Annotated in this window: 23 protein-coding genes; 6 read left to right on the forward strand and 17 right to left on the reverse strand. The window is 72.7% G+C overall.

What is annotated here, in order from left to right; translation table 11 throughout:
• Positions 1-5: 5 nt before the first annotated feature.
• The 7 genes from C1N80_RS11515 to C1N80_RS11545 form a co-directional block, all read right to left on the reverse strand.
• Complete coding sequence (locus tag C1N80_RS11515) at positions 6-1310, reverse strand: dihydroorotase (protein ID WP_137770892.1); 1305 nt, start codon at positions 1308-1310, stop codon at positions 6-8.
• The gene (locus C1N80_RS11520) at positions 1307-2263 is read right to left on the reverse strand and encodes an aspartate carbamoyltransferase catalytic subunit (protein WP_137770893.1); all 957 of its coding nucleotides are present in this window, start codon (positions 2261-2263) and stop codon (positions 1307-1309) included. The genes C1N80_RS11515 and C1N80_RS11520 overlap by 4 nt, the downstream gene beginning before the upstream one ends.
• Positions 2260-2850, reverse strand: a complete 591-nt coding sequence (pyrR, locus tag C1N80_RS11525) for a bifunctional pyr operon transcriptional regulator/uracil phosphoribosyltransferase PyrR (RefSeq protein WP_137770894.1) — start codon at positions 2848-2850, stop codon at positions 2260-2262. The genes C1N80_RS11520 and pyrR overlap by 4 nt, the downstream gene beginning before the upstream one ends.
• 154 nt (positions 2851-3004) lie before the next feature.
• Positions 3005-3544 carry a transcription antitermination factor NusB gene (gene nusB, locus C1N80_RS11530; RefSeq protein ID WP_137770895.1) on the reverse strand — a complete coding sequence of 180 codons (540 nt, stop codon included), beginning with the start codon at positions 3542-3544 and terminating at the stop codon, positions 3005-3007.
• Entirely contained in the window at positions 3541-4101 is a 561-nt protein-coding gene (gene efp, locus C1N80_RS11535; protein WP_137770896.1) for an elongation factor P, read from the reverse strand. The genes nusB and efp overlap by 4 nt, the downstream gene beginning before the upstream one ends.
• 139 nt (positions 4102-4240) lie before the next feature.
• Positions 4241-4852 (reverse strand): MarR family transcriptional regulator, encoded by a 612-nt coding sequence (locus tag C1N80_RS11540; RefSeq protein WP_137770897.1) that lies wholly within the window; start codon positions 4850-4852, stop codon positions 4241-4243.
• 100 nt (positions 4853-4952) lie between these two features.
• The gene (locus C1N80_RS11545) at positions 4953-6557 is read right to left on the reverse strand and encodes an ABC-F family ATP-binding cassette domain-containing protein (protein WP_137770898.1); all 1605 of its coding nucleotides are present in this window, start codon (positions 6555-6557) and stop codon (positions 4953-4955) included.
• A gap of 272 nt (positions 6558-6829) precedes the next feature.
• On the opposite strand from C1N80_RS11545, the gene ald reads away from it, so the two are divergent.
• Positions 6830-7945: an alanine dehydrogenase gene (gene ald / locus C1N80_RS11550; RefSeq protein WP_137770899.1), complete on the forward strand. Its 1116-nt coding sequence runs from the start codon at positions 6830-6832 to the stop codon at positions 7943-7945.
• A gap of 145 nt (positions 7946-8090) precedes the next feature.
• Here the strand turns inward: ald and C1N80_RS11555 are convergent, their stop codons facing one another.
• The 6 genes from C1N80_RS11555 to C1N80_RS11580 are packed head-to-tail and all read right to left on the reverse strand — an operon-like array spanning position 8091 to position 13142.
• Positions 8091-8420 carry a metal-sulfur cluster assembly factor gene (locus tag C1N80_RS11555; protein ID WP_137770900.1) on the reverse strand — a complete coding sequence of 110 codons (330 nt, stop codon included), beginning with the start codon at positions 8418-8420 and terminating at the stop codon, positions 8091-8093.
• 28 nt (positions 8421-8448) lie between these two features.
• Complete coding sequence (sufC, locus tag C1N80_RS11560; RefSeq protein ID WP_137770901.1) at positions 8449-9207, reverse strand: Fe-S cluster assembly ATPase SufC; 759 nt, start codon at positions 9205-9207, stop codon at positions 8449-8451.
• Between the two features lie 47 nt (positions 9208-9254).
• Positions 9255-9605: a non-heme iron oxygenase ferredoxin subunit gene (locus tag C1N80_RS11565; RefSeq protein ID WP_137770902.1), complete on the reverse strand. Its 351-nt coding sequence runs from the start codon at positions 9603-9605 to the stop codon at positions 9255-9257.
• A complete protein-coding gene (sufD, locus tag C1N80_RS11570; RefSeq protein WP_137770903.1) occupies positions 9605-10909 on the reverse strand; it encodes a Fe-S cluster assembly protein SufD in 1305 nt (434 codons plus the stop codon). Before sufD ends, C1N80_RS11565 begins: the two co-directional genes overlap by 1 nt.
• On the reverse strand, positions 10909-12336 hold the full coding sequence (gene sufB / locus C1N80_RS11575) for a Fe-S cluster assembly protein SufB (protein ID WP_137770904.1): 1428 nt from the start codon (positions 12334-12336) through the stop codon (positions 10909-10911). Before sufB ends, sufD begins: the two co-directional genes overlap by 1 nt.
• Positions 12333-13142 carry a metalloregulator ArsR/SmtB family transcription factor gene (locus C1N80_RS11580; protein WP_137770905.1) on the reverse strand — a complete coding sequence of 270 codons (810 nt, stop codon included), beginning with the start codon at positions 13140-13142 and terminating at the stop codon, positions 12333-12335. The genes sufB and C1N80_RS11580 overlap by 4 nt, the downstream gene beginning before the upstream one ends.
• Positions 13143-13401: 259 nt before the next feature.
• Here C1N80_RS11580 and C1N80_RS11585 point away from each other — a divergent pair, with 259 nt between their 5' ends.
• The 5 genes from C1N80_RS11585 to map all read left to right on the forward strand — a co-directional run bounded on the left by C1N80_RS11585 (position 13402) and on the right by map (position 18205).
• On the forward strand, positions 13402-14454 hold the full coding sequence (locus tag C1N80_RS11585) for a glutathione S-transferase family protein (RefSeq protein ID WP_168198095.1): 1053 nt from the start codon (positions 13402-13404) through the stop codon (positions 14452-14454).
• Between the two features lie 58 nt (positions 14455-14512).
• Positions 14513-15400: an ABC transporter ATP-binding protein gene (locus tag C1N80_RS11590; protein ID WP_168198096.1), complete on the forward strand. Its 888-nt coding sequence runs from the start codon at positions 14513-14515 to the stop codon at positions 15398-15400.
• The gene (locus tag C1N80_RS11595; protein WP_137770908.1) at positions 15397-16206 is read left to right on the forward strand and encodes an ABC transporter permease; all 810 of its coding nucleotides are present in this window, start codon (positions 15397-15399) and stop codon (positions 16204-16206) included. The genes C1N80_RS11590 and C1N80_RS11595 overlap by 4 nt, the downstream gene beginning before the upstream one ends.
• Before the next feature lie 128 nt (positions 16207-16334).
• A complete protein-coding gene (locus C1N80_RS11600; RefSeq protein WP_137770909.1) occupies positions 16335-17387 on the forward strand; it encodes a heme A synthase in 1053 nt (350 codons plus the stop codon).
• Positions 17384-18205: a type I methionyl aminopeptidase gene (map, locus tag C1N80_RS11605; protein ID WP_137770910.1), complete on the forward strand. Its 822-nt coding sequence runs from the start codon at positions 17384-17386 to the stop codon at positions 18203-18205. Before C1N80_RS11600 ends, map begins: the two co-directional genes overlap by 4 nt.
• A gap of 17 nt (positions 18206-18222) precedes the next feature.
• Here the strand turns inward: map and C1N80_RS11610 are convergent, their stop codons facing one another.
• The 4 genes from C1N80_RS11610 to C1N80_RS11625 form a co-directional block, all read right to left on the reverse strand.
• Positions 18223-19167 (reverse strand): phosphotransferase, encoded by a 945-nt coding sequence (locus tag C1N80_RS11610; protein WP_137770911.1) that lies wholly within the window; start codon positions 19165-19167, stop codon positions 18223-18225.
• 91 nt (positions 19168-19258) lie between these two features.
• Complete coding sequence (locus C1N80_RS11615) at positions 19259-21142, reverse strand: 1-deoxy-D-xylulose-5-phosphate synthase (protein WP_370296988.1); 1884 nt, start codon at positions 21140-21142, stop codon at positions 19259-19261.
• A 256-nt stretch (positions 21143-21398) separates the two neighbouring features.
• A complete protein-coding gene (gene acnA / locus C1N80_RS11620; protein WP_137770912.1) occupies positions 21399-24191 on the reverse strand; it encodes an aconitate hydratase AcnA in 2793 nt (930 codons plus the stop codon).
• 301 nt (positions 24192-24492) lie between these two features.
• The gene (locus C1N80_RS11625; protein ID WP_137770913.1) at positions 24493-25824 is read right to left on the reverse strand and encodes a class I SAM-dependent RNA methyltransferase; all 1332 of its coding nucleotides are present in this window, start codon (positions 25822-25824) and stop codon (positions 24493-24495) included.
• Between the last annotated feature and the right edge of the window lie 16 nt (positions 25825-25840).

Here is a 25840-nt window from a genome sequence, read left to right on the forward strand (position 1 = left end):
GCGCCTCAGCCCTCGACGAGGGCGCCGTCGCGCACGGTGACGCGGCCGCGGTGGACGGTGAGGCGGTTGCGGCCCGGCAGCTCCCGGCCCGTGAAGGGGCTGTTCATGCTGCGGGAGGCGTGCACGGCGGGGTCGACGACGGTCGTGGGGCGCGGGTCCCACACGAGCACGTTCGCGGGGCTGCCGGCCTCGAGGGGGCGGCCCTGGTCCTCGTCCCGGCCGATCCGCGCGGGGGTCTCGGACATGACGCGGGCGACGTCGCGCCAGCTGAGCGCCTCGCGGTCCACCATCGTGGACTGCACGATGGACAGCGCGGTCTCGAGGCCGGTCATGCCCATCGCCGCCTGGTCCCACTCGCGGTCCTTGGCGTCCGCGGGGTGCGGGGCGTGGTCGGTCGCGACGATGTCGATCGTGCCGTCGGCGAGGCCCTCGCGGACCGCCTCGACGTCCGCCTGCGTGCGCAGCGGCGGGTTCACCTTGTAGCGGGCGTCGAAGCCGCGCACGGACTCGTCGGTCAGCAGCAGGTGGTGCGGCGTGACCTCGGCGGTCACGGCGATGCCGCGCTGCTTGGCCCAGCGGATGATGTCGACGCTGCCCGCGGTGGACAGGTGGCAGACGTGCAGGCGGGAGCCGACGTGGTGGGCGAGCAGCACGTCGCGGGCGATGACGGACTCCTCGGCGACGGCGGGCCAGCCGGCGAGGCCGAGCTGCGCGGAGACCTCGCCCTCGTGCATCTGGGCGCCCTCGGTGAGGCGCGGGTCCTGCGCGTGCTGGGCGATGACGCCGTCGAAGGACTTCACGTACTCCAGCGCGCGGCGCATGAGGACGGGGTCGTGCACGCACTTCCCGTCGTCGCTGAACACGCGCACGCGGGCCCGGGAGCTCGCCATGGCGTCGAGCTCGGCGAGCCGCTCCCCCGCGAGGCCCACGGTGACGGCGCCGACGGGCCGCACGGTGCACCAGCCGGCGCTCTCGCCCGCGCGGGCGATCTGCTCCACCACGCCCGCCGTGTCCGCGGTGGGGGTCGTGTTGGCCATCGCGTGGACTGCCGTGTAGCCGCCGCGGGCGGCGGCGCGGGTGCCGGTCTCGACGGTCTCCGCCTCCTCGCCGCCCGGCTCGCGCAGGTGCGTGTGGAGGTCGACGAGGCCCGGGAGGACCACGCAGCCGTCCACGTCGATCACCTCGGCGCCCGCGGGCGCCTCGAGGTCCGTGCCGACGGCGGCGATCTCGCCGCCCTCGAGGAGGAGGTCCGCCGCGGTCTCGCCGTAGAGCAGGCCCCCGCGCAGGAGGAGGGTGGGTGCGGTGGTCATCGGGCGTCCTCCCGGGAGTCGGTGGCGAGCAGGTGGTAGAGCACGGCCATCCGGACGAACACGCCGGAGGAGACCTGCTCGACGATGACGCTGCGGGGGCCGTCGGCCACGTCACCGGCGATCTCGAAGCCGCGGTTCATGGGGCCGGGGTGCATGACGCGCGTGTGCTCGGGCAGCGCCGCGGCGCGGGCGGTGGAGAGGCCGTAGCGGCGCGAGTACTCCCCCGCGGTCGGGAAGAACCCGCCGCCGACCATCCGCTCGCGCTGGACGCGGAGCATCATGACGGCGTCCGGGCCCTGCCCGAGCGCTTCGTCGAGGTCGTAGGTGATCTCGCACGGCCAGGCGCTCGCGCCGACGGGGACGAGGGCCGGCGGGGCGACGAGCGTGACGCGTGCGCCGAGCAGGGTCAGCAGGAGGACGTTGGAGCGGGCGACGCGCGAGTGCAGCACGTCGCCGACGATGACGACGTGGGCGCCGTCGAGCCCGGCCTCCGGCTCCCCCGGCCGCAGGTGGCGGCGCAGGGTGAAGGTGTCGAGCAGGGCCTGCGTGGGGTGCTCGTGCGCGCCGTCGCCGGCGTTGACGATCGGCTGGTCGATCCAGCCCGCGTGGGCCAGCAGGTGCGCGGCGCCCGAGGAGCCGGAGCGGACGACGACGGCGTCCGCCCCCATCGCCTGCAGGGTGAGGGCCGTGTCCTTGAGCGACTCGCCCTTGGAGACGCTCGAGCCCTTCGCGGAGAAGTTGATGACGTCGGCGGAGAGGCGCTTGGCGGCCGCCTCGAAGCTGATGCGGGTGCGGGTGGAGTCCTCGAAGAAGAGGTTCACGACCGTGGTGCCCACGAGAGTGGGCAGCTTGCGGATCGAGCGGGACTGGGTCTGCGCCATGTGCTCGGCGGTCGCGAGCACGGCGATAGCCTCCTCGCGGGAGAGGTCCGCGATCGAGATCATGTGCTTCATCGGGTCTCCTCCTCGCCGGCGGGGCGGGCGAGGACGACCGCGTCCTCGCCGTCGGTCTCGGCGAGCTCGACGTGGACGCGCTCCCCGCGCGAGGTGGGGAGGTTCTTGCCGACGTGGTCCGCGCGGATCGGGAGCTCGCGGTGGCCACGGTCCACGAGCACCGCGAGGCGCACCGCGGAGGGGCGGCCGATCGCGCCGAGGGCGTCGAGGGCGGCGCGCACGGTGCGGCCGGAGAAGAGGACGTCGTCGACGAGGACGACGGTGCGGCCGTCGATGCCGCCGCGCGGGATGCGGGTGGGGCTCGGGGCCCGGGTGGGATGCTGCCGCAGGTCGTCGCGGTACATCGTCACGTCGAGGGAGCCGGCGAGGTCCTCGACGGGGCGGTCGATGCCCTCGGCGGCGAGGATCTGCGCGGCGAGCCGCTCGGCGAGGGGCACGCCGCGGTGCGGGATGCCCAGCAGGACGAGGTCGTCGGCACCGTGGCCGCTCTCGAGGATCTCGTGCGCGATGCGCACGAGCGCACGTCGGATCTCCTCGGGCCCCAGGATCCTGACGCGGTCCGGGACGGGGGTCGTGCTCTCGGTCATGTCTCTCCCTTCCACGCCTCACGGGACGTGTCGTTAAAGGGTGGATCGGTCCGTGCGGACCGGGGCCGAGTCTACGCGAGACCCGGCCGGGGCCACGCCGGCGCCCATCCCGTGGGACGGCGCCGGCGGGCCGTGGCGCGGAGCCGGGGCGGGCTCAGCCCAGCAGGCCCCGCACGTCGGCCAGACGCTGCAGGAGCCCATTGACGAAGCGGGGCGAGTCGTCTGTGGAGAGCGCCTCCGCGATCTTCGTGTACTCGCCGATCACGGGGCCGCGGTCCGACGCCTCGGTGTCGAAGAGCACCTCCGCGGCGCCGAGGCGCAGGATCGCGCGGTCCACGGCGGGCATGCGGTGCAGCGGCCAGTCGCGCGAGTGGGTCTCGAGCTGGTCGTCGACCTCCTCGGCGTGCTCCGCGTACCCCTCGACGAGCTCGCGGGCCCGCTCCGGGACCGGGGTCTGCGCGGCCGTCACCCGGAGACGCTGCGCGAGCACCTCGAGGACGGGCAGGCGGCGGGCGTCGGCCTCGAAGAGCACGTCGAGCGCACGGATGCGCTGACGGGTCAGGGTGTGCAGCCGGTCCGTGCGGGCCGGGAGGGTGCGCTCGAACTCGATCTCCTCCCCGTCCCGTGCGGGCAGGGGCAGACCCGGCCCCTTGCGCGGGGCCGAGGGGGTGGAGGACGCCGAGGAATCGGTCACTTCACGCGCTCGAGGTAGCTGCCGGAGCGGGTGTCGACCTTGACCTTGTCCCCCTGGTTGAGGAACAGCGGGACCTGGATCTCGCGGCCGGTCTCGAGGGTCGCGGGCTTGGTGCCGCCGTTGGAGCGGTCGCCCTGCAGGCCCGGCTCGGTGAAGCTGATCGTGAGGACCACGGAGGCCGGGAGCTCGACGAACAGCGCCTCGCCCTCGTGGAAGGCGATGATGACGTCCTGTCCCTCGAGCATGAAGTCCTTGGCGTCACCGACGGTCTCCGCGGTGACGTTGGTCTGCTCCCAGTTGCTGGGGTCCATGAAGACGTACAGCTCGCCGTCGAGGTACGAGTACTGCATGTCGCGGCGGTCGACGGTCGCGGTCTCGACCTTGACACCCGCGTTGAAGGTCTTGTCCACGGTCTTGCCGGACAGGACGTTCTTGAGCTTGGTGCGCACGAAGGCCGGGCCCTTGCCGGGCTTGACGTGCTGGAACTCGGTGACGGTCCAGAGGCCGTTGTCCTGCTTGAGGACCATCCCGTTCTTGAGGTCGTTCGTCGTCGCCATGTGTCTCCTCGGGTTCCCGCCGGGCACGTGGGACCCCGCGGCGATGTGGATGAGTGTCGGCGCCGCCGGGTCATCCGCGGCTCGCGCGCGATTCAGGATAGCGTGCCGCGGCGCCGCTCCCCCGCGCACGCCGCGACGGTCAGGGCCTCGACGTGAGCTCGATCATGGACAGCAGGCGCACGACGAGCGGCACGGCGGCGCTCTCCTCGCGCCAGCCGCTCGTCTTCACGGCCCGCGAGACCGTCTGCTGGGTGATGTCGAGGAGGGCGGCGAGCTCGCGCTGGGTCGCCCCCGGGTGCTCGCGCAGCGCGTGCACGGCGCGCCACTGGCCCCGGTTGCGGGTCACGATCATCCAGCCGACGAGGCGGAGGACCGCCTCGGCGTCGGCGGCGGTCGCCTCGTGGCGGGGGTCGGAGGCGCGCACGGACAGGGGCACCTGGCCGGTCGTGCGGGAGGCGCGCAGCGCGAGGGTCGCGGCGGCGACGCCCGGCCCTCCGGCCGCGCGGGTCTCCGCGGGGAGCGGCTGCTCGACGGGGCCGACGCCGAGGCCGACCTCCCAGGCGCCCGTCTCGGCGGCGATCCGCACGGCGTCCACGGCCGTCTCCGCGCGGTCCGCGAGGGCGATCGCGGCGCTGCCGACCGTCCGCTCCGGGGGCCGGCGCAGGTCCAGCGGGGCGAGCGCCTCCTGGAGGGCGGGCAGCGGGTCGGGACCGCGGTGCCCGCGCGGCGGGGAGAGGGCGATGACGAGCATGGTTCGGACGCTACCAGCCGGCGACCGCGGAACAGCGCTTATCCGCTGACCCTCGAGGGACAGCGGGGATCATCGGATCCCGCCGTCGGCGAGGGCGGTCTCAGGCGAGCTGGATGAGCTCCTCGTAGGAGGCGTTCCAGAGGTCCTCGACGGCGTCGGGCATGAGCAGCACGCGCTCCGGGGACAGCGCCTGCACGGCGCCCGGGTCGTGCGAGACGAGGACCACGGCGCCCTCGAAGGCGGCGAGGGCGCCGAGGATCTCCTCGCGGCTCGCCGGGTCGAGGTTGTTCGTCGGCTCGTCGAGCAGGAGCACGTTCGCGCTCGAGACGACGAGGGTCGCGAGCGCCAGGCGGGTCTTCTCGCCGCCGGAGAGCACCTTCGCCGGCTTGTGCACGTCGTCGCCCGTGAAGAGGAAGGAGCCCAGGATCTTCCGCGCCTCGACCTCGGGCAGGTCGAGGGAGGCCGTCATCATGTTCTCCAGCACCGTGCGCTCCCCGTCGAGGGTCTCGTGCTCCTGCGCGTAGTAGCCCACGCGGAGCCCGTGACCGGGGATGATCCCGCCCGTGTCCGGCTGGTCCACTCCCGCGAGGATCCGCAGCAGGGTCGTCTTGCCGGCGCCGTTGAAGCCGAGGATGACCACGCGCGAGCCGCGGTCGATCGCGAGGTCCACGCCGGTGAAGATCTCGAGGCTGCCGTAGGACTTCGAGAGGTCCTCCGCCATGAGCGGCGTCTTCCCGCAGGGGGCGGGCTTGGGGAAGCGCAGGGAGGCGACGCGGTCCTTCTGCCGCTCCCCCTCGACGCCGTCGAGCATCCGCTCGGCGCGCTTGAGCATGTTCTGTGCGGCGACAGCCTTGGTGGCCTTCGCGCGCATCTTCTCCGCCTGGGCGGTGAGCGCGCCGGCCTTCTTCTCCGCGTTCTGGCGCTCGCGCTTGCGGCGCTTCTCGTCGTCCTCGCGCTGGCGCAGGTAGTTCTTCCAGCCCATGTTGTAGATGTCGATCTGCTGGCGGTTCGCGTCGAGGTAGAACACCTTGTTGACGACCTGCTCGACGAGCTGCACGTCGTGGGAGATGACGATGAGCCCGCCGCGGTACGTCAGCAGGTACTCCCGCAGCCAGATCACGGAGTCCGCGTCGAGGTGGTTGGTGGGCTCGTCGAGGATCATCGTGTCCGCCTGCGAGAACAGGATCCGGGCGAGCTCGACGCGGCGGCGCTGGCCGCCGGAGAGCGTGCCGAGCTCCTGCTCGAGGATCCGGCTGGGCAGGCCGAGGTTCGCCGCCATGCGCTTCGCCTCGGCCTCCGCCGCGTAGCCGCCGCGGGAGTCGAGCTCCGCCTCGAGGCGCGGGTAGCGGTCCATCGCCTTCATCCGCTTGGCCTCGCTGAGGTCCATGTCGCCCATCTCGTGCTCCGCCTTCCGCAGGCGGGCGAAGATGTCGTCGAGGCCGCGCGCGGAGAGGATCCGCGCGAGCACCAGCTCCGTGTCCTCGCCCGTGTGCGTGTCCTGGGGCAGGTAGCCGAGCTCGCCGGTGATCTCGACGCTGCCCTCGGTGGGCGCGAGGGTCCCCGAGAGCACCTTGGTGAGGGTCGTCTTGCCGGCGCCGTTGCGGCCCACGAGGCCCACCCGGTCCCCGGCGGTCACCTGGAAGCTGACGTCGCTCATGAGGAGGCGGGCGCCCACCCGGATGGCGAGGTCGTGCACGGTGATCACGGAAGGAGCTCCTCAGGAGGGACGGTCAGGGGGCCGGACGGCCCCGTGAAGTCTAGGTCCGCGGGCGGCGGGAGGTCCCGCGCATATCGCCCGCGGTGCCCAGCGCCACACGGCGGCGCCGTCGCCTCCCCCGGGGCGCCGGATCACAGCACGGTCTCGGCGGGCGACGGGGTGCGCCGTTCCTGCCCGCGGCGGGCACCCTCGATGCGAAGCTGGTGCCGGTCCGGCAAGGAGGCCGGGCCACGCGACGAGCGAAGGACGAGGAGCTTCCCATGCGCATCGGCATCCCCCGGGAGATCAAGGACAACGAGAACCGGGTGGGTCTCACGGCCGCCGGCGTCCACGAGCTCGTGGCGCGCGGCCACGAGGTGCTCGTCGAGGCCGGCGCGGGCGTCGGCGCCCGGATCACCGACGAGGAGTACGCGGCCGCCGGAGCGGTCCTCGTGACCGAGGCGGACGAGGTCTGGTCCCGCGCCGAGATGGTCGTCAAGGTCAAGGAGCCGCTGCCGGCCGAGTACCACCGCCTGCGGCGCGGGCTCGTGCTGTTCACCTACCTGCACCTCGCCGCGGACCGCGCCCTGACCGACGCCCTGATCGACTCGGGCGCGACCGCGATCGCCTACGAGACGGTGCAGCTGCCGGACCGCTCGCTGCCGCTGCTCGCCCCGATGAGCGCGATCGCAGGCCGCCTCGCGACCCAGGTCGCCGCCTACCACCTGATGGCACCGCTCGGCGGCTCCGGCGTGCTCATGGGCGGCGTGCCCGGCACCTCCGAGGCGAAGGTGACGGTGCTGGGCGGCGGGGTCGTCGGCGAGCAGGCGGCGATGATGGCGCTGGGCCTGCACGCGCAGGTCACCGTGATGGACGTGAACGTCCCGCGGCTCTCCCAGATCGCGACCACCCACGACGGCGGGATCCTCACCCGCTACTCGACGACCCTCGACGTCGCGGCTCAGGTCGCGGAGTCCGACGTCGTCATCGGCTCGGTGCTGATCCCCGGCAAGCGCGCCCCGAAACTCGTGACCGACGAGATGGTCGCCTCGATGAAGCCCGGCTCCGTGCTCGTCGATGTCGCGATCGACCAGGGCGGCTGCTTCGAGAACTCCCGCCCCACCACCCATGCGGACCCGACCTTCACGGTGCACGACGCGATCTACTACTGCGTCGCGAACATGCCCGGCTCGGTGCCCGTCACGGCGACGGCGGCGCTCACCAACGCGACGCTCCCCTACGTGCTGCGCCTCGCCGGCCAGGGCTGGCAGGTCGCGCTGCGCGCCGACGCCGCCCTCGCCGCGGGCCTGCACACCCACGAGGGTGTGCTCACGCACGAGGGCACCGGCGAGGCGCACGACCTCGACGTCACCGACCCCGCGACCGTCCTCGCCTGACCCCGTCCGGCCGGCACCCCGGCGCTGCACGAACGGCCGGACGACGCCTGCTTCCCATCCGCGGAAGCACACGTCGCTCGACCCCCGCACAGCACGGACCCCCTGTCCCGCACGAGGCGGGGCAGGGGGTCCGGGGCGAGGTCGATCAGAGGTTGAAGCCGATCGCGCGCAGCTGCTCGCGGCCGTCCTCGGTGATCTTCTCCATGCCCCACGGGGGCATCCACACCCAGTTGATGCGGTGGGTCTCGGTGATCGGATCGAGCGCCGCGAAGGTCTGCTCCTCGAGCAGATCCGTGAGCGGGCACGCGGCCGAGGTCAGGGTCATGTCGATCACGGCGTTGCCGTCCTCGACGGTGACCCCGTAGACGAGGCCCAGGTCGACGACGTTGATGCCGAGCTCGGGATCGATGACGTCCTTGAGCGCCTCGGTCACCTGCTCGACGGTCACGGTCGCCGTCGGGAGCTGGTCGGTCATGGTGTCCTCCTGGTGAGGGGCGGGAGGGTCAGTTCGCGGCCGCGAGGAAGCGGTCGTAGCCCTCGTTCTCGAGGCGCTCGGCGAGCTCCGGGCCGCCCTGCTCGGCGATCCGGCCGTTGACGAAGACGTGCACGAAGTCGGGCTTCACGTAGTTGAGGATGCGCGTGTAGTGCGTGATGAGCATGATGCCCACCTCGGTGTTCTCCTTGGCGCGGTTCACGCCCTCGGAGACGATGCGCAGGGCGTCGACGTCGAGGCCGGAGTCGGTCTCGTCGAGGATCGCGATGGAGGGCTTGAGCAGCTGCATCTGCAGGATCTCGTGGCGCTTCTTCTCGCCGCCGGAGAAGCCCTCGTTGACGTTGCGCTCGGCGAAGACGGGGTCCATGCGGAGGTCGTCCATGGCGCCCTTGACGTCCTTGACCCAGGTGCGCAGCGAGGGGGCCTCGCCGTCCACCGCGGTCTTGGCGGTGCGCAGGAAGTTCGAGACGGTGACGCCGGGGACCTCGACGGGGTACTGCATCGCGAGGAACACGCCGGCGCGGGCGCGCTCGTCGACGCTCATCTCGAGGACGTCCTCGCCGTCCAGGGTCACCGAGCCCTCGGTGATCTGGTACTTGGGGTGGCCGGCCAGCGCGTAGGCGAGGGTCGACTTGCCCGAGCCGTTGGGGCCCATGATCGCGTGCGTCTCGCCGCCGCGGATGGTGAGGTCGACGCCCTTGAGGATCTCCTTGGTCCCCTCGGGGGTGTCGACGGTGGCGTGGAGGTTCGTGATCTCCAGGACAGACATGGTGGGTTTCTCCTTGACCGGTATCCCTCGCGGGACGGTGGAAGTGTTCAGGGGTGGGAGGCGTCGCCGGCGAGATCGACGTGGATCGTCCCGGCGGCCTCGTCGATCCGCACGGGCAGCACCCGGACGGGGCGGACGGCGGGGAGCTGGAGCGGGCGGCCGGTGTTCAGATCGAACTGGCTCCCGTGCTTCCAGCACTCGATGGTGCAACCCTCGACGTCGCCGTCGCTCAGCGCGATCTCGTCGTGCGAGCAGCGGTCCTCGAGGGCGTGGACGCCTCCGGCCTCGTCGCGCACGAGGGCGATCTCGAGCCCTCCTGCGACGACGTCGAGCGCGGTGCCCGGCGCGAGGTCCTCGAGCCGGGCGACCTGCACGAAGCGGTCGGAGACGTCCTGCATCAGTTCATGCTCCGGGTGAGCTCCGCCTCGATGGACTCGAAGAGGTGCTCGCGGATCTCCGGCACGTCGATCTTCTGGATGAGCTCCGCGAAGAAGCCGCGCACCACCAGGCGGCGGGCCTCCTTCTCGGGGATGCCGCGGGCGCGGAGGTAGAACAGCTGCTCGTCGTCGAAGCGCCCGGTGGCGGCGGCGTGGCCGGCGCCCTCGATCTCGCCCGTCTCGATCTCCAGGTTGGGGACGGAGTCGGCGCGCGCGCCCTCGGTGAGCACGAGGTTGCGGTTCAGCTCGTAGGTACTGGTGCCCTCGGCCTCCTTGCGGATGAGGACGTCGCCCACCCACACGGAGCGGGCCTTCTGCCCCTGCAGCGCGCCCTTGTAGGCGACGTCGGAGGTGCAGTTCGGGGCGGCGTGGTCCACGAAGAGACGGTGCTCGAGGAACTGGTTCTCGTCCGCGAAGTAGAGCCCGGTGTTCTCGAGCTCGGCGCCGGGCGCGGAGAACTCGCCGATCGCGTTGACGCGCACGGCGCTGCCGCCGAGCGAGACGACGATGTGCTTGAGCTTCGCGTCCCGACCGAGCTTGGCGTGGTGCGTGGAGATGTGCAGAGCGTCGTCGTCCCAGTCCTGCAGGGCGATGACGGTCATCCGCGAGTTGTCGCCGACGATCATCTCCACGTTCTGCGCGTACTGCGCGGAGCCGGTGTGGTTGAGCACGAAGGTCGCCGTGGACGACTCCTCGGTCTCGAGCACGAGGTGCCCGTTCGCGCGGCGGTCCGCCCCGCGCCCGGTGATCTCGACGCGGAAGGGCTCGGCGAGCTCCGCGTTGCGGGGCGCGACCAGGTGCAGCGCCTGCTCCGTGCGGGCGGAGGCGATCGCCGCGGTGAGGTCCTCGGGCACGAGCGCGGTGCCGCGGGGCGCCTCGCCGATCGCGAGGGTCGAGGCCTCGGGCGCGCCCTCGGGGACGGTCACCGCGTGGTCGACCGCGCCGTCCTCGGTCGCGTCGTCCTGGAACAGTGACGTGAAGCGGCGCAGCGGGGTGAAGCGCCACTCCTCGATCTTCGAGGTCGGCACCGGGTGGTCACCGAGCTCGAAGGAGCGCGGCCGCGCCGCACGGCTCGTGGCCGCGTGCTTCGCGGGGCCGTCGGCGGGCAGCGTGAGCCGCTCGTCCTCCAGCTGCGGGGCGACGGGCGCGAGGCCGTCGATCGTCGCACGGGCCGCGACCGGGGCGGCGCCGGCGGCCCCGCCGACGATCTCGCCGTCCGAGCGCTCCTGGGTGGTCTCGGTGCCCTCCGTGGTGGACGTGGTCATCAACCGACTGCTCCTTCCATCTGCAGCTCGATCAGGCGGTTCAGCTCGAGGGCGTACTCCATGGGGAGCTCGCGCGCGATGGGCTCGATGAAGCCGCGCACGATCATCGCCATGGCCTCGGTCTCCTCCATGCCGCGGCTCATCAGGTAGAAGAGCTGCTCCTCGGAGACCTTCGAGACGGTCGCCTCGTGGCCCATCTGGACGTCGTCGACGCGCACGTCGACGTAGGGGTAGGTGTCGGTACGGGAGACCGTGTCCACGAGCAGCGCGTCGCACAGCACGGTCGAGGCGGAGTGCTCCGCCCCGGGCATGACCTGCACGAGGCCGCGGTAGGAGGTCCGCCCACCGGCCCGGGAGACCGACTTCGAGACGATCGAGCTCGAGGTGTGGGGCGCCATGTGCACCATCTTCGAGCCGGTGTCCTGGTGCTGGTTCTCGCCCGCGAAGGCGATCGACAGCGTCTCGCCGCGGGCGTGCTCGCCCATCAGCCACACGGCCGGGTACTTCATGGTGACCTTGGAGCCGATGTTGCCGTCGACCCATTCCATGGTGCCGCCCTGCTCCACCGTGGTGCGCTTGGTGACCAGGTTGTACACGTTGTTCGACCAGTTCTGGATCGTCGTGTAGCGGACGCGGGCGTCCTTCTTCACGACGATCTCGACGACGGCGCTGTGCAGCGAGTCCGACTTGTAGATCGGTGCCGTGCAGCCCTCGACGTAGTGCACGTAGGAGCCCTCGTCGGCGATGATCAGGGTCCGCTCGAACTGACCCATGTTCTCGGTGTTGATGCGGAAGTAGGCCTGGAGCGGGATCTCGACGTGGACGCCCGGGGGGACGTACACGAAGGACCCGCCGGACCACACCGCGGTGTTCAGCGCGGAGAACTTGTTGTCACCCGAGGGGATGACGGTGCCGAAGTACTCCTCGAAGAGCTCGGGGTAGTCGCGCAGACCCGTGTCGGTGTCCACGAAGATGACGCCCTGCTCCTCGAGGTCCTCACGGATCTGGTGATAGACGACCTCGGACTCGTACTGGGCGGCGACGCCGGCCACGAGGCGCTGCTTCTCCGCCTCGGGGATGCCGAGGCGGTCGTAGGTCTCGCGGATGTCCGCCGGGAGCTCCTCCCAGCTGGAGGCCTGGCCCTCGGTGGAGCGGACGAAGTACTTGATGGTGTCGAAGTCGATCCCGGAGAGATCGGGGCCCCAGGTGGGCATCGGCTTCTTGTCGAAGATGCCGAGGGCCTTGAGGCGACGCTCGAGCATCCACTCGGGCTCGTCCTTGCGGCGGGAGATGTCGCGGACGACGTCCTCGTCCAGACCGCGGCGGGCGCTCGCGCCGGCCGTGTCCTCGTCGTGCCAGCCAAAGGCGTAGTTGCCGATGGAGTCGATGATCTCGTCCTGGCTTAGCTGCTCTGGTGCGCTCGTCATGGTGTCCTTCCCTCGGTGAGCGGAATGTGGGTCGTGCACACGTGGGCGCCCTGGGCGAGGGTCGCCAGGCGCTGGACGGGTGCTCCGATGATGCGCGCGATGATGCGGGTCTCGGCCTCGCACAGCTCCGGATGGTCCGCGGCCACGTCGAGGACGGGGCAGTGACCATGGCAGAGCTGCGCCGTGACGAGCGTACGCGTCCCCGTGCCGGATCGCGCACCGGCGGCGGGGAGGGGGACGTTCAGGGGGCGCACGGTCGTGGCGTAGCCGCGCTCGGTGAGGAGCTCGGCCAGGAGCTCGAGCTTGCGGGCGAGGGAGACGTGCTCCCCTGCCGCCTCGCGCTCGGCGGTGCGGCGGGCGACCTCGCGCTCCCAGTCCTCCACGCGGCGGTCCGCGAGGCGGGCCACCGCCTCGTCGCCGCCCAGGGCGGAGATCTCCTGGAGGGCGAGGACGGCGAGCTCGTCGTAGCCGCCCGGGAGGGCCTCGTGCGCGGACTGCGAGAGCACGAAGGCCTTGCTGGGCCGGCCGCGGCCGCGGTGGGCCACGATGATCTCGTGCTCGGCGATGACGCCGTCGGCCTCGAGGGCCGCGAGGTGCCGCCGGACGGCGGCGCTCGTGAGCCCGAACCGCTCGGCGAGCTGCCGGGCGGTGATGGGTCCGTGGGCGGAGATCGTCTCGATGAGCCGCTCGCGGGTGTCGCGGTGCTCGGCGCCCCGAGCGGGTTCGCCGGGGATGTCGCCGGGAGCTCCTGCGGCGGGCGGGGCTCCGGTGCCCGTGCTGTCGACGGTGCCGGCGCTCGTGCTCATGCGCCCCTCCTTCCGGTGCGTTCGGGTCCCGTGACGACGGGCCTCGCGATGACGGGGACGCGCGGTCGGTGCCGCAGGTCCCGGGACCATCATCGGTCCAAGATTTTACAATGTCCAGCTTGCATATTGTCGACCCCGGACCACCCCATGAGAAGCGTCACCTGCGGGACGATCGAGGGGGTCGATACCCTCGACCGATCGTACGGTTTTCAACTATTCTGGCCGGGTCCAAGCGATGACCCTGCACCGAGGAGACCTCATGAGCACGTCCGACGCGAACGACCAGACGGGCAGCTACGTCCACGCCGGGAAGCCCTTCGACCGCGACATGACCTACATCCCCGACCGCATCACCGTCGATGCGCGCGACGGCTGGCCCGTCGAGGCCGGCCGCTACCGCCTCGCCGTCTCCCGGGCCTGCCCCTGGGCGAACCGCACGATCATCTCGCGCCGCCTGCTGGGCCTCGAGGACGCGATCTCCCTCGCGATCGCCGGCCCCACCCATGACAAGCGCTCGTGGACCTTCGACCTCGACGAGGGCGGGGTGGACCCGGTACTCGGCTACGAGCGGCTCCAGCAGGCCTACTTCGCCCGCTATCCCGACTACCCGCGCGGCATCACCGTCCCGGCCATGGTCGACGTCCCCACCCGCGCCGTCGTCACCAACGACTTCCAGCAGATCACCCTCGACCTGGCGACCCAGTGGACCGCGCTCCAGCGCGAGGGCGCCCCGGACCTCTACCCCGAGGAGCGGCGCGGCGAGATCGACGAGCTGAACCGCTGGATGCTGCACCGCGTCAACAACGGCGTCTACAAGGTCGGCTTCGCCGGCACGCAGTCGGACTACGAGCGCGAGTACCGGGAGCTCTGGGCGGCGCTCGACGAGCTCGAGGACCGCCTCTCCCGCAGCCGCTACCTCATGGGCCCCGCGATCACCGAGGCGGATGTGCGCCTCTTCCCGACCCTCGTGCGCTTCGACCTCGTCTACTACTCCCACTTCAAGGCCAACCGGCAGCCGCTGTTCACGATGCCGAACCTCTGGAACTACACGAAGGACCTCTTCCAGACCCCGGGCTTCGGCGACACGATCGACGTCGAGCACATCAAGGAGCACTACTACGCGGTCCAGACGGACATCAACCCCACCCGCGTGGTGCCGCTCGGCCCGGACCCGGCGCCGCTGATCGACCCCCACGACCGCGACCGTTTCCCGACCGACACCTGGGGCCCCGGCGGCACCGCCCCGCAGCCGCCGCTCGCCGCGGAGGTCGTCGATCCCGCGCACACGCCGCTGGTCGTCCGGGGGCGCTGAGCGACGCCCGGGACGTCGAGGCGGCTACCGGGGACGGGGGCCTAGCATGGGCGCCGCCATGGAAGACCACTCCCCCGCCCTCGTCGCCGAGTCCCTCGCCGTCTCCTTCGGCGAGGTCCGCGCCCTCGACGGCCTCCAGCTCACCGCGCGGCGCGGCGCCGTCACCGCCCTGCTGGGCCCCAACGGCGCCGGCAAGACCACCGCGATCTCCTGCGCTACCGGACTGCTCCGCCCCGGCGGCGGGAGCGTCCGCGTGCTCGGCGCGGACCCCTGGCGCGCCTCCCCGGAGCACCGCGCCCGGGTCGGGGTCATGATCCAGGACGGCGGCCTCACTTCCGGGGCGACGGCCCTGCAGCTGCTGCGCTACGGCGCCGCGATGCACGCCCACCCGCTCGACGTCGACGAGATCGCCGAGTACCTCGGCATCACCGGGCCCGACGGGTTCGCCCGCACCCTCGTGCGGCGGCTCTCGGGCGGCCAGCGCCAGCGCCTCGGCCTCGCGCTCGCGATCATCGGCCGCCCCGAGCTGGTCTTCCTCGACGAGCCCACCGCCGGCATGGACCCGGCGATCCGGCGGCGCGTGCGCACCCTCGTGCGCGGCCTCGCGCGCAAGGGCACGGCGGTCGTGCTCACCACGCACCTCATGGAGGACGTGGTGGGCCTGGCCGACGAGGTCCACGTGATCGCCCGGGGACGCACCGTCGCCTCCGGCACCGTCGAGGAGGTCATCGCCTCGCACCGGGACCGTGCGGGCGCGCAGTCCCTCAGCGCCCGCATCGACGCGGTCGACCCGGCCCGACGGGACGCCCTCGAGGACGACCTCCGCGCCGCGGCCGAGCGTCACGGCGCCCGGCTGCGGATCACGGCGGGCGGGGCGGCCGATCTCGAGGCCGTGCTGCTGGACCTCATGGCGCAGGCCGAGCCCGAGCAGGAGACCACCCGATGAGCACGCCCGACCGCACTCTCGACCCCGCCCTCGATCCCGGTTCCCCCGTCCCCGCCGACGGGGCCACCCCCGCTCCGCGCGGCCGGCGCATCCTCGCCCACGCCGCGCTCGAGGCCCGCACCCTGCTCACCAACGGCGAGCAGCTCATGGTGGCGCTGGCCCTGCCCGCGATGGTGCTCGTCGGCCTGCGGCTGCTGCCCGTGGGCCGCATCGACGGCGCCGCCCCGATCGACACCGCGATCGCCGCGACCCTCGCGACCGCCCTCGTCTCGACGGCCTTCACCTCGCAGGCCATCCAGACCGGCTTCGACCGCCGCAACGGGGTTCTGCGCTGGGTCGCGACGACGCCGTTGGGGCGGGACGGCTATCTCGCCGGGAAGATCCTCGCGACGCTCCTCGTGCACGTGCTCCAGGTGCTCGTGCTCGGCACGGTCGCGCTCGTCATGGGCTGGCGCCCGGGGATCGGCGGCCTGCTCGCCGCGGTGCCCGTGTGGGCGCTCGGCACGATCGCCTTCGGCGCCCTGGGCCTGCTGCTCGCGGGGCGCCTGCGCACCGAGGGCGTCCTCGCCGCCTCGAACCTCGTCTTCGTGCTGTTCGTGGTCGCCGGGATCGCCGTCCCCGTCACCCGGTACCCGCGGTTCCTCGGAGGGATCGTCGACCTGCTGCCCTCCGGCGCTCTCGGCGAGCTGCTGCGCGCGTGCCTCGCCCACGGCCCGTTCTCGATCGGCTCGGTCGTCGTGCTCCTCGCGTGGGCCGTGGGCGGCACCGCGGCCGTCGTCCGCTGGTTCCGCTGGACCGACGCCTGAGCACCGCCGCGTGCGCGGACGCTCCCGGCACCCCCGGGCGGCCGGCGGGGATGGGATTGGTCCCATCCCCGCGTCGTCGGGACCTTCGGACCCCCGTCGTGCGCGGGCCGGTCACTAGGATCGACCGCATGCCCACCGCCGCTGCCCCCGTCGCGGGCGCCGGGACGCGACCCGAGCGCCACGGCCGCCTGACCACCCTGCCCGAACCCCGCCTCCCAGGGCTCGGTGCCGCCGCCCGCTCCCGGATCGTCGCGATCGTCCTGTGGGCGAACCTCGTGTGCCAGATGGGCATCATCCTCACCGGCGGGCTCGTGCGCCTCACCGGCAGCGGACTGGGCTGCTCCACCTGGCCCAGCTGCGAGCCCGGCCAGTTCACCCCGCGGTACACGCCGGAGTCCGGGATCCACCCGTTCATCGAGTTCGGCAACCGCACCATGACCGGCCTGCTCGGCATCGTCGCCGTGCTCGTCCTGATCGTCACCTGGCGCTGGATGCGGCACCGCGGCCGGGCGTTCCTCCTGCTCGCGGCCGTGCCCCTGATCGGCACCATCGCCCAGGCGCTCATCGGCGCCCTCGTCGTGATCCTCCACCTGCACCCGGGCCTCGTGAGCCCCCACTTCCTCATCTCGCCGCTGCTCGTCGTCGCCTCCACGGTGCTCCTCGTGCGCGCCATGGACGTGGAGGGGCCGCGCCGTCTCGCCGCGCCCCGCGCCGCGGTGTGGGTCTACGCGCCGCTCGCGGCGGCCGGCTTCGTCGTCCTCGTGCTGGGCACGATCGTCACCGGCACCGGCCCCCACTCCGGGGACAGCGGCGACATCACCCGCCTGCTCATCAACCCCGTCGAGATCGCCCGCGCCCACGCGGCCGCCGTGTGGGTCTTCTGCGCCCTGCTCGTGGCGCTGCTCGTGATCCTGCTGAAGGGCCGCGCGGACCGCGCCCCGCGCCGCGCCGCGATCGTCCTCCTGCTGCTCACCGCGCTGCAGGGCGTCATCGGCTACGTCCAGTACTTCGCGGGCCTCCCCGCGGCGGTCGTCTTCCTCCACCTCATCGGGGCCGCGCTCTTCAGCGGCGGCATCGCCTGGGTGGGTGCGGAGCTCGTCACGCGGCGTCCGGCCGCGGGCACGGATCCCGCGGCGCCGGGCGAGCACCCCGAGCCGGTCGCCCCGGAGGGCACGCGGTGATGATCGGGCGGCGCCGCCGCTCCTCGACCCAGGAGCTGCCCACGCTCGCGCAGGCGCGGCCCGCGGGCGAGTTCGTCGCCTCCGTGCTCTCGCACCTGCGCACCGTGGTCGAGCCGGGCTGGAACCTGCTGGACGTCGATGCGGAGGCGCACCGCCTGATCCGGGAGGCGGGCGCGACCAGCTGCTACATCGACTACCACCCGGCTTTCGGCGCCTCGCCGTTCGGGCACGTCATCTGCACCTCGGTCAACGAGGGCGTGCTGCACGGCCGCCCCCACGACCGGGTTCTGGCCGACGGCGACCTGCTCTCCCTCGACTTCGCGGTCGAGCTCGAGGGCTGGGTCGCGGACTCCTGCGTCACGGTCCCCGTGGGCACCCCGCGGCCCGAGGACCTGCAGCTGATCCGCGACACCGAGAGCGTCATGTGGGCCGGCATCGACCAGGTCCGCGCCGGCGGCACGGTGGGCGACATCGGCCATGCGGTGATGACGGCCGCGCACGACCTCGGCTACACGATCAACGACCGCTTCGGCGGGCACGGCGTGGGCCGTACGATGCACGAGGCGCCGTTCGTGCCGAACCACGGGACCCCCGGGGAGGGCGTGCGCCTCGTGGCGGGGCAGCTCATCACGGTCGAGCCCTTCCTCGTCCCGACGACCGACCGGCTCGTGGTCGACGAGCGCGACGGCTGGACCCAGCTCTCCGCCGACGGTTCCCGCGGCGCGCACGCCGAGCACACGCTGCAGGTGACCGACGGCGACCCGGTCGTGCTCACCGCCCGCGCGGACGATCCTGCCCCGCGCTCCTCGCTGGGCTGACTCCCCCGCTGCGCCGGTCAGACGGGCAGGAGGTACGGGGCGGGGTCCCACTCGGCGAGCGAGCGCAGGTAGCCGCCCTGGACGGGATCCGTCCAGCCGTCCTCCCCGGCGTCCTCGAGCACCCAGGTGCCCTCCTCCCACCACTGGTGGTCCAGCGCCGCGGGCCACAGCTCCCGCTCCCGGTCGGTGAGCGTGACGTGCCGCGCGTAGGCGCCGGCCAGCACGTCCCACTCGGCGGGCTCGAGCATGCGCGGCGGCGCGCCGGGCGTCTCGCAGGGGAAGAGCACGAGCGCGAGGGCGAGGTCGAGCAGCCGCGGCTCCACACCGCCGTTGTCCGGGTCCACGAGCACCGCGCCCTCCGGCCGGAACACGAGGTTCGCGGCCTTCCAGTCGGAGCTGACGCCCGTGCGCGGGAGGTCCGGGTCCGCGGCGCGCAGGGCGGGCCAGGAGCGCTCGAACCAGCGGGCGCCGAGCGCGGTGATCGAGGCGTCCGCCGCGGCGGCGCGCTCCGCGGGCAGGGCGCGGTGCAGGATCTCCCGCAGGGTCACGAGGTCCGCCTCGACCTCGGCGCGCACGGTGCTGGGGTGGGCGTAGCGGCGCAGGCCCTCGAGCGGCACCTCCGCGGCATGGAGGCGTCCGAGCAGGTCGCCGGCGGCGCGGAGCTGCTCCGTCGTGCCCCTGTACCGCTCCCCCTCGATGTACGGGTAGAGCACCCACGTCGCGCCGTCGACCTCCTGCGCCTCGGCGAGCGGGACGACCACGTCGACCCCGGCGGCGTCCAGTGCCCGCAGCCAGCGGGCCATGGCGGGCGCGGCGCGCGCGGTGCGCTTGAGCACCGCGTCCTCGCCCGCCCGCGTGCGGCAGCGGTGCACCGCGGCGAAGGGGGTCAGGCTCACGGTCCCGAGCTCGCTGAGGGCGAAGGCCTCGCGGAGACGTGCGAGATCCGCAGTGAGGGTGCTCATGTGCCCCACCCTGTCAGACCGTCACCCCCGGGAGCGAGCGGGCTTCCCCGGGGACGGCTCCGCGGCGTCCACGGTCCGCTCTCCCGCGTGCTCAGCCGAGCACGCGGCGCAGGCTCGCGGCGATCCCCTCGGCGTCCAGTCCGTGCGCGGTGAGGATCGCGTCGCGCTTGGCGTGGGGCACGAACTCCTGGGCGAGGCCGAGTGTGCGCAGCACCGGTGCCGGGCGGGACAGGGTGCCCCGAGCGGCGAGGCGCACGGCGAGGGCCGCACCGATGCCGCGCTCGGCGATGCCGTCCTCGAGCGTGACGACGGCGCAGGCGGCGCTCGCGAGGTCGAGCAGCGCATCGCCGAGCGGCAGCGCCTGCACCGGGTCCAGCACGAGGACGTTCGCGCCCTCGTGCTCCGCGGCGACGAGGCGGGCGGCCTCGACGGCTCGGCCCGCGAGGGCGCCGATGCTCACGAGGAGCACGTCGATCGGGGCGTCAGGATCCCCGGCGAGCACGTCGCCCGCGGGGATCGTCGCCGTGGCCGGGAGATCGGGCGGGCAGGCGCCCTTGGGGAAGCGCACGATCGAAGGGCCGGAGGTCGCGAGCCCGGAGCGCACCGCTCCCGCGAGCCGCTCGCCGTCCCGCGGCGCCCACAGCGACAGCCCAGGCACCTGCGCGGCGAGGCCCAGGTCCCACACCCCGTGGTGGCTGGGGCCGTCGTCGCCGGTGACGCCCGCGCGGTCGAGGGTGATGAGGACGTCCTCGCCGTGCAGGGCGAGGTCGAGGAGCAGCTGGTCGTGGGCGCGACCCAAGAAGGTCGCGTAGAGGGAGACGACGGGCCGTCGGCCGCCCGCGGCGAGGCCGGCGGCGGTGTCCAGCGCCAGCTGCTCGGCGATGCCGACGTCGAGCACACGGTCCGGCATCTCCTCCTGCATCGGGGTGAGCCCCACGGGGTCGACCATCGCCGCGCTGATCGCGAGGACCTTCTCGTCCTCCCGGGCAGCGTCGAGCACGGCCTCGCCGAGGCGCCGGGTCCAGGTGTCCACGGCGGCGGGGGCGGCGGTCTCGTCGTCGAGGGCGAAGGGGCCGGTGGCGTGCCACTGGTCCACGGCGTCGGACTCGGCGCGGGCGAAGCCGGCGCCCTTGCGGGTGAGCACGTGCACGACGACACCGGGGCGGGAGGGGTCCTCCGCGGCGCGCCGCGCCTGGCGCAGGGCGACGGCGAGGGCCTCGTGGTCGTGCCCGTCGACCGGCCCCACGTAGGTCAGCCCCAGCGCGGTGAAGACGTCCGTCCCCGCAGGGACGTCCCCGTCGCGCAGCGACGCGAGGTGCCGGGCGAGACCGCCGACGGTCGGGGCGTAGGAGCGGGTGTTGTCGTTGAGCACGACGACGGTGCGGGAGCCGCGGTCCGCCGCGAGCTCGTTGAGGGCCTCGAGGCCCACGCCGCCGGTGAGCGCGCCGTCGCCGATCACCGCGACGCTCGCGCCGTCCTGCCCGGCGAGTCGGTGGGCGCGGTCCAGGCCGTGGGCCCAGGCGATCGAGCCGGAGGCGTGGGAGTTCTCCACGAGGTCGTGGGCGGACTCTCCGCGGTCGGGGTAGCCGGAGGTGCCGCCCGCGCTGCGCAGACCGGGGAGGTCCGCGCGTCCGGTGAGCATCTTGTGGACGTAGGCCTGGTGCCCGGTGTCGAAGACGATCGGTTCCTGCGGGGAGACGAACTCGCGGTGCAGGGCGATCGTCAGCTCGACGACGCCGAGGTTCGGGCCGAGGTGCCCGCCCGTGCGGGAGCAGATCTCGAGCAGTCGCCGGCGCAGGGTGCGCGCGAGCCCGGGGAGCTGTTCGGGGTCCAGGGCGCGCAGCGCGGCGGGGTCCGCGGGGATCGCGACCTCCGCGGGGGCGACCTCGGCGTGGGCCGACGGCGCCGTCGGCAGGTCGCTCGGCGCGGCGGTGCGCATCAGCGAGGTGAAGGAGCGCTGCTGGGTGGTGGGCACGCGCGTTCCTCCCAAGGAGGTCGGGGACGGGACCAGCCCAGCGTACGACTCCCTGACCAGGATCGACGGGAGGCATGGTCACATCTGTGCACATCTTCACCGGGGATTCACGGCGTACGGGAGCCATCTGCAACAGGGTGCAGATCCTGTGCTCAGGGGTGCTCGTATCCCCGCGCCGGGCCACCACCGCCGCCCCGAACGACGGCGCCCCGCCCACCAGGAGGTGGACGGGGCGCCGCTCAGAGCGCGGTGATCGTCAGGCGGCGACCAGCGAGCGGAGCACGTACTGCAGGATGCCGCCGTTGCGGAAGTAGTCCGCCTCGCCGGGGGTGTCGATGCGGAGCACCGCGTCGAACTCGACGACGGAGCCGTCCTCCTTGGTGGCCTTCACGGCGACCGTCTTCGGCGTGGTGCCCTCGTTGAGCGCGGTGACACCGGAGATGTCGAAGGTCTCCGTGCCGTCCAGGCCCAGCGACTCGGCGTTCTGGCCCGCGGGGAACTGCAGCGGGAGCACGCCCATGCCGATGAGGTTGGAGCGGTGGATGCGCTCGTAGCTCTCGGTGATGACGGCCTTGACGCCCAGGAGCTTGGTGCCCTTGGCGGCCCAGTCGCGCGAGGAGCCGGTGCCGTACTCCTTGCCCGCGAGGACCACGAGCGGGATGCCCTGCCCGGCGTAGGCCTGCGCCGCGTCGTAGATGAACTCCTGCTCGCCGGTCAGGAAGTTCTTCGTGTACCCGCCCTCGACGCCGTCGAGGAGCTGGTTCTTGATGCGGATGTTCGCGAAGGTGCCGCGGATCATCACCTCGTGGTTGCCGCGGCGCGAGCCGTAGGAGTTGAAGTCCTTGCGCTCGACGCCGTGCTCGCGCAGGTAGCGACCGGCCGGGGAGTCGGCCTTGATCGAGCCCGCGGGCGAGATGTGGTCGGTCGTCGTGGAGTCGCCGAGCTTGGCGAGCACGCGGGCGCCCGTGATGTCCTCGACCGGGTCCGGGGTGGCGCCCATGCCCTCGAAGTACGGGGGCTTGCGCACGTAGGTCGACTCCTCGTCCCACGCGAAGGTCGCGCCCTCGGGGGTGTCGAGCCCGCGCCAGCGGTCATCACCCGCGAAGACGTCCTTGTAGTCCTCGGAGAACATCTCCTGCGTGATGTTCTCGCCGATGACCCGCTCGACCTCGGTCGGGTTGGGCCAGATGTCGCGGAGGTAGACGTCGTTGCCGTCCTTGTCCGTGCCCAGCGCGTCGTTCTCGAAGTCGAAGTCCATCGTGCCCGCGAGCGCGTAGGCGATGACCAGCGGCGGCGAGGCCAGGTAGTTCATCTTCACGTCGGGGTTGATGCGGCCCTCGAAGTTGCGGTTGCCCGAGAGCACCGCGGTGACGGCGAGGTCGTTCTCGGCGATCGCCTCGGAGATCTCCGGCGCGAGCGGGCCGGAGTTGCCGATGCAGGTGGTGCAGCCGTAGCCCACGAGGTGGAAGCCGAGCTGCTCGAGGGCGGGCCAGAGGCCGGCCTTCGTGTAGTAGTTCGTGACGACCTGCGAGCCGGGGGCCATCGAGGTCTTCACCCAGGGCTTCGCCTCGAGGCCCTTGTCCACGGCGTTCTGCGCGAGCAGGCCGGCGGCCATCATGACCGAGGGGTTCGAGGTGTTGGTGCAGGAGGTGATCGAGGCGATCGAGACGATGCCGTGGTCGATCGTGTAGTCCGCGCCCTTCACGGCGGTGGGCTGCGAGGCGCGGCCCGTGACGTGCTGGTGCTCGGGAGCGGGGCCGCCGGACTCGTTGTCGGAGTCGGGGGTGGCCGGGTCGGAGGCCGGGAAGGAGCCGTCGCCGTTGCTCACGGCCGGGTGGCCGGTCGCGTAGGAGGGCAGCACCTCGCGGAAGGACTCCTTGGCCTCGGACAGCACGATGCGGTCCTGGGGGCGCTTGGGGCCGGCGATCGAGGGGACGACGGTGGAGAGGTCCAGCTCGAGCGTCACCGAGTACTGCGCCTCGGTGGACGGGTCGTGCCACAGGCCCTGGCGCTTGGCGTAGGCCTCGACCAGCGCGAGCTGCTCCTCGGAGCGGCCGGTGAGGCGCAGGTAGTCGACGGTCACGTCGTCGATCGGGAAGATCGCGCAGGTCGAGCCGAACTCGGGGCTCATGTTGCCGATGGTCGCGCGGTTCGCGAGCGGCACCTGGGCGACGCCCTCGCCGTAGAACTCGACGAACTTGCCGACGACGCCCTGCTGGCGCAGCATCTCGGTGATCGTGAGCACGACGTCGGTCGCGGTCGCGGCGGCGGGGATCTCGCCGGTGAGCTTGAAGCCCACGACCTGCGGGATGAGCATGGAGACCGGCTGGCCGAGCATCGCGGCCTCGGCCTCGATGCCGCCCACGCCCCAGCCCAGCACACCCAGGCCGTTGACCATGGTGGTGTGGGAGTCGGTGCCGACGCAGGAGTCGGGGTAGGCGCGCAGCACCGGCGCCTCCCCGTTGACGGACACCTCACGGGTCATGACGGTGCGGGCCAGGTGCTCGATGTTGACCTGGTGGACGATGCCGGTGCCCGGGGGGACGACCTTGAAGTCGTCGAAGGCGGTCTGGCCCCAGCGCAGGAACTGGTAGCGCTCGCGGTTGCGCTCGTACTCGAGCTCCATGTTCTTCTCGAGCGCGTCCAGGCGGCCGGCCACGTCGATCATGACGGAGTGGTCGATGACCATCTCCGCGGGGGCGAGCGGGTTGATGCGCTCGGGGTCGCCGCCGAGGTCCTGCACGGCCTCGCGCATGGTGGCGAGGTCGACGACGCAGGGCACGCCGGTGAAGTCCTGCATGATCACCCGGGCCGGCGTGAACTGGATCTCGACGGAGGGATCCGCGGTGGGGTCCCATCCGGCGAGGGCGCGCACGTGCTCGGCGGTGATGTTCGCGCCGTCCTCGGTGCGCAGGAGGTTCTCGAGGAGGATCTTGAGGCTGTAGGGAAGCTTCTCAGCGCCATCGACGGCGTCGAGGGCGTAGATCTCGTAGTCGGTCTCGCCGACGCTGAGATTCTGCTTCGCGGAGAACGAATCGACTGTGCTCACGGGGCACACTCCTTCATGTCGTGGGCGAACTCGTCCATCGTAATCGCGGTCACAGCGTCGCGGAGCGGACTGCACGGACTTCTCCGTCGGCGCCGGAATGACGCGGCGATCACGGGGCGAGGGGCCACGGACCAGTTATCTTGACGTCAAGATAACCCTAGCACGCAGGGCACTCGTCCGGCGGAGCCTCGCCGCCGCCACACTGCGGCGGGGCCGTGAGTTCCGCCGCCAAGGGCATGCTCACCGCATTAGCGAATTCCTGCGTCCCGATATTCGAGTGGGCACGCCGGAGTGCGCCTGATCAGCGCAGCGGGCGCTCCAGGACGGTCACCGACTCGACGTGATGGGTGTGCGGGAAGAGGTCGAAGACGCGCAGGTCCACGATGCCCCAGCCCGCCTTCTCCGCGACGGCGAGGTCCCGGGCGAGGGTCGACGGCTCGCAGGAGACGTAGACGATCCGCTCCCGCACGACCTTCGTGAGCAGCTCCATGAGCTCCGCCCCGGCGCCCGAGCGCGGCGGGTCCAGCACGACGACGTCGACGCCGCCGCGACGCGCCCGCACCCAGTCGGTGACGTCCGCGGTCGCGGTGGAGACCTGCCGGAGGTCCTCGAGGTTCTCCGCCGCGAGCTGCGAGGCCCGACGGTTGCCCTCGACGCTCACGACCGAGCCGTCCTGGCCCACCTGCTCCGCCGCGGCCGCGGCGAACAGCCCGACACCGCCGTAGAGGTCCCAGACGCTGCCGCCTCGGGGCGCGGCGAGATCACCGGAGACGACCTCCGTGAGCAGCTCCGCGGCCCGACGGTGCACCTGCCAGAAGCCCGTCGCCGCGACGGTGAACAGCCGCTCCCCCACACGCTCGGTGACGGTGCCGTCTCCTCGCAGCGGGGTCAGCCCCTGCGCGGTGCGCACGGCGACGTCGGCGTCCCCCCACGAGTCCGGGATGCTCACCGAGGCGGGGTCCAGCTCCCGGCCGATCAGGACGACCGCGGGCGGGCCCGCCGAGGGCGCGACGACGTCGATCGCCTCGACGCCCTCCGGCGCGGTCCACGAGCCGAGGTCCAGGTCGCGGATCGCCTGGGCGGCGAGAGGGTTCTCCCCCACGGACCGCACCTCGTGGGAGCGCCAGCCGCGCATGCCCACCGCGCCGTCGGCGTCCACCGCGAAGCGCACGCGGGTGCGCCATCCCAGTCCGTCCATGTCATGGGTGGCCGGCTCGACCTGGACGTCCTCGATCGGGTAGCTCGTCACGCCGGCGCGCTGGAGCAGCTCCTGCATGACCTCGGAGGCGATGCGGCGCTGCGCAGGGAGGGCGATGTGCGCCCACTCCGCGCCGCCCACGCCGTCCACGCCGGCCTCGGCCCATACGGAGGGGACACGGTCCACGCCGGCCTCGAGCACGTCGATCGCCTCGGCGCGCCAGAAGCGCGCGTCGGCCGCCTGCTCGGGGTCGTCGAGCAGACGGGCGGTGACGGTCTCCCCGGGAGCGGTGCCGCGGACGAAGACCACACGACCCTCGTGGCGGGCGACGAAGGTGCCGCCGGCGGCGGGACGCTCGGCGGTCAGCGAGAGGAGACGGCCCTGCGCGGCGGCGTCCTCGACCGTGCGCTCCGGCTCGGAGTCCGTGGCGTTCATGCGTCCCGCTCCCTTC

The sequence above is a fragment of the Brachybacterium sp. SGAir0954 genome (assembly GCF_005490785.1).
Classification (GTDB): domain Bacteria; phylum Actinomycetota; class Actinomycetes; order Actinomycetales; family Dermabacteraceae; genus Brachybacterium; species Brachybacterium rhamnosum.